The 3,323-nt window shown below is 77.1% G+C and carries 3 protein-coding genes and 1 pseudogene; 1 reads left to right on the forward strand and 3 read right to left on the reverse strand.

What is annotated here, in order from left to right; all coding sequences use genetic code 11:
- Positions 1–71: 71 nt before the first annotated feature.
- The 3 genes and pseudogenes from L1885_RS25845 to L1885_RS25855 form a co-directional block, all read right to left on the reverse strand.
- Positions 72–812, reverse strand: a complete 741-nt coding sequence (locus tag L1885_RS25845) for a response regulator (RefSeq protein ID WP_268984529.1) — start codon at positions 810–812, stop codon at positions 72–74.
- Positions 805–2,055: a sensor histidine kinase gene (locus tag L1885_RS25850; RefSeq protein ID WP_235799581.1), complete on the reverse strand. Its 1,251-nt coding sequence runs from the start codon at positions 2,053–2,055 to the stop codon at positions 805–807. The genes L1885_RS25845 and L1885_RS25850 overlap by 8 nt, the downstream gene beginning before the upstream one ends.
- A gap of 86 nt (positions 2,056–2,141) precedes the next feature.
- Positions 2,142–2,705 (reverse strand): annotated as a pseudogene (locus tag L1885_RS25855) (ABC transporter permease); the annotation flags it as partial.
- On the opposite strand from L1885_RS25855, the gene L1885_RS25860 reads away from it, so the two are divergent.
- A partial coding sequence (locus L1885_RS25860; protein ID WP_235799582.1) for an ROK family protein occupies positions 2,659–3,323 on the forward strand: 665 nt, incomplete at its 3' end. The pseudogene L1885_RS25855 and the gene L1885_RS25860 overlap by 47 nt on opposite strands.

The raw sequence follows: 3,323 nt of genomic DNA on the forward strand, positions 1-3,323 counted from the left end.
GGGGGCGCCCCGGCCGGGACCCGGCGGCGGGGCCCTGCGGCCGGGGTCGGGCGGCCGGAGCCGACGCGCTCTCAGGTGCCGAGGATGCGGCGGTCGTAGCCGACCGCGACGGCCGCCGCGCGGTCCTTGACGCCCAGCTTCGCGTAGAGGTGGGTGAGGTGCGTCTTGACCGTGGCCTCGCTGATGAACAGCTCCTTCGCGATCTCCCGGTTCGACGTGCCCCGCGCGACGAGGGCGAGCACCTCGCGCTCGCGCGCCGACAGGGGCTCGGCGGCCGGCGCGGCCGGGGTCCGCACGCGGGTGAGGAGGCGTGAGGCGACCTCGGGCGACAGGACGCTGCGCCCGCGCGCCGCCGCCCGCACGGCGGTGAACAGCTCCTGGCGGGGGGCGTCCTTGAGCAGGTAGCCGGTGGCGCCCGCCTCGATCGCGGGCAGCGTGTCGGAGTCGGTGTCGTACGTGGTCAGGACGAGGACCCGCGCGCGGGCGCCCCTGCGGGCGAGCTCGGCGATCGCGTCGACACCCCCGCCGCCCGGCATCCGCAGGTCCATCAGGACGACGTCGGGATCGAGGCGCAGCGCCAGCTCGACGCCCCGCACCCCGTCGGCCGCCTCCCCCAGAACCCGGAAGTCCGGCGACGACTCGAACATCCCGCGCAGGCCGTCGCGGACGACGGGGTGGTCGTCGACGAGCAGCAGCGTCACGACGGCCCCGGCGTGTTCGGGGTCCTCGGCGGCCCCGGCGTGTTCGGCGCCGGGTCCCCGGGGGTCTTCGCGGTCTTCGGGGTCTTCGGGGTGCGCAGCGTCCTCAGCCATGGTGCGCCAACGGTACGCGGGCGGAGACCGCCGTGCCCCCGCCGCGCTCCGACTCGACGCTCAGGGTCCCGGCGATCCGCTCCACCCGCGCGCGCATGCCCGGGAGGCCGAAGCCGCCCGTCCCGGTGCGCCGCGCCGCCGCGAGCGGGTCGAAGCCCGCGCCGTCGTCGCGCACGTCGAGCGTCACCTCGTCCCCCATGTAGGAGAGCGTCACGCCGACACGCTGCGCCTCCGCGTGCCGTTCGACGTTGGCCAGCGCCTCCTGCGCGACGCGCAGGAGGGTGGCGGCGACCTCGTCGTGCAGCTGCTCCCGGGTGCCGGTGACGGTGAACCGCGGGTGGACGCCGGTGCGTTCGGCCCAGGTGGCGACCGTGCGCTCCAGGGCCTCGGGCAGCGCGTCGTGCTCCAGGTCGAGCGGGCTCAGGTCGCGCACGGAGCGCCGGGCCTCCCCCAGGCTGTGCCGGGCGAGCGCGGAGGCACGGTCCAGGTGTGCGCGGGCGAGAGCCCCGTCGGGGGTGCCGGTGACCGCGCCCAGCTGGGCGATGATGCCGGTCAGGCCCTGCGCGATCGTGTCGTGGATCTCGGCGGCGAGCCTGCGCCGCTCGTCGGCGACGCCGGCCTCGCGGGCCTGCACGAGGAGCTGGGCGTGCAGCGCCGCGTTCTCCGCCAGGGCCTGCTCCAGGCGGGCGTTGACGGCCTCCAGTTCCTGGATGGTCGTCCGGGCCCGCCGGGCCTTGGCGACCTCCCGCTCCCCGAGCGCCGAGAAGAACGTCGCCATGCCGCTGTTGAGCACGACCAGCGCGCAGAACAGGATCCACAGGGTGGCGGACCGGGGCGGCAGCCCGGCCGCCTGGGAGCCGGCGATCGTCACCGCGTTGGCGAACAGGCCCAGCATGGCCGCCCGCCGTGGCAGCATCCGGTGGACGTCGAAGTACCCGGCGTACGCGTAGATCGCGAAGAGCGGGTTCAGCCACGTCAGGGCGAAGGCCAGGGCCGTGCGCAGCCAGTAGTGCGCCTGCTCGGCGGCGGACCCGCGCACGGGCGCCCGGCCGGGCCTGACCCACCACAGCTCGCAGGCCAGCGCCGCCGGCGCGAGGCCCGCCGCCGCCAGGACGTCCGTCCGGCTCATCAGCGCCGGGGCCACCGCGGCGGAGACGGCGGCCCCGATGCCGAAGAGGGCGAGCGGGGCCCAGCGGTAGATCTGCTGCCAGCGCTCCTCGACGGCGACGGCTCTGCCTTCCATGCCGCCAGTCTCCCCCGGCCGCTCTCGCCCGCGCCCGTCGCGTCCGGCTTCGCGGCCCGCCCGCGCCCGGCCGGCGGCGGGCCCGCTCAGTGCCACCGGAACCAGCGCACCGCGCCGGCGCCCAGCAGCACGGTCCACAGCAGCGTGACCCCGAGGTGGGCGAGTCCGGGGAAGTCGCCGCGCGCCGCCTGGTCGAGGGCCTGCGACGCCGCGCCCAGCGGGGTGTACTCGACGATCGCCCGCAGCAGGTGGGGCATGGTCTGCACGGGCAGCCAGACGCCCGCGGTGAACATGGAGGGGAACAGCGCGGCCGCGCCGAGCGCCTGCGCCGCCTTCTCGCCCCGGGCGAGCGCGCAGATCAGCAGGCCCAGCGACATCGCGCCGGCCGCGGCGAGGACCAGCGCGAGGACGTAGCCGCCGAGCTGGTGCGGGAGGGCGACGCCGAACGCGATCCGCCCCACGGCCACCACGAGCACCGCGGAGACGAGCGCGCCCCCGCCCAGCAGCACCAGCTGGGAGACCAGCAGGGCCGACGGCCGTACCGGGGTGGTCGACATGCGGCGCAGGATGCCGTGTTCGCGGTACCCGGTCAGGATCGGCGGCATGGCCTGCATCCCGGCCATGATCAGCGCGAGGAGCACGGCGACCGGCGAGGTCAGCAGGGGCCAGGGGCGCGGCCGGGCCGCCGTGCTCTACGCGGCGGACCCGACCGCGGGCCACGTGATCGGGGTGGACGTCGGGCGCGAGTGGCTGCGCGCCGCGGCGGCCGACCTCGACGGCACGGTCGTCGGCCGCCGCGACACGCCGAACACCGCGCGCACGGCGGGCGCGATGGTGCGCGACGCGGCGCGCCTCGCCCGTTCGGTGGCCGCGGCGGCCGGGCTGGAGTGGTCCCAGGTGGTGCACACGGTGGTCGGCAGCCCCGGCGTCACCGATCCCGGCACGCACCGGGTGCGGTACGCGGTGAATCTGCCCGGGTGGGGGCGCAGCGGCCTCTTCGACCGGCTGCACGCGGAACTCGGCACCGGCCTCGACGTGATGAACGACGCGAACCTCGCGGCGCTCGGCGAGTACGCGCTCGGCGCGGGCCAGGGCTCCCGGCTGTTCGCCTACCTGTGGGTGGGCACGGGCCTCGGCGCGGGCGTCGTGGCGGACGGCAGGCTGTTTCGCGGCGGCCACGGCGCGGCGGGCGAGATCGGCTACCTGCCGATGCACCCGCTGCCCGAGCCGGGCACGGCGGGAGCGTGCCCGGCGCCGGGGGCGCCCGC

The sequence above is a fragment of the Streptomyces fuscigenes genome (assembly GCF_021556455.1).
Lineage (GTDB): Bacteria > Actinomycetota > Actinomycetes > Streptomycetales > Streptomycetaceae > Streptomyces > Streptomyces fuscigenes.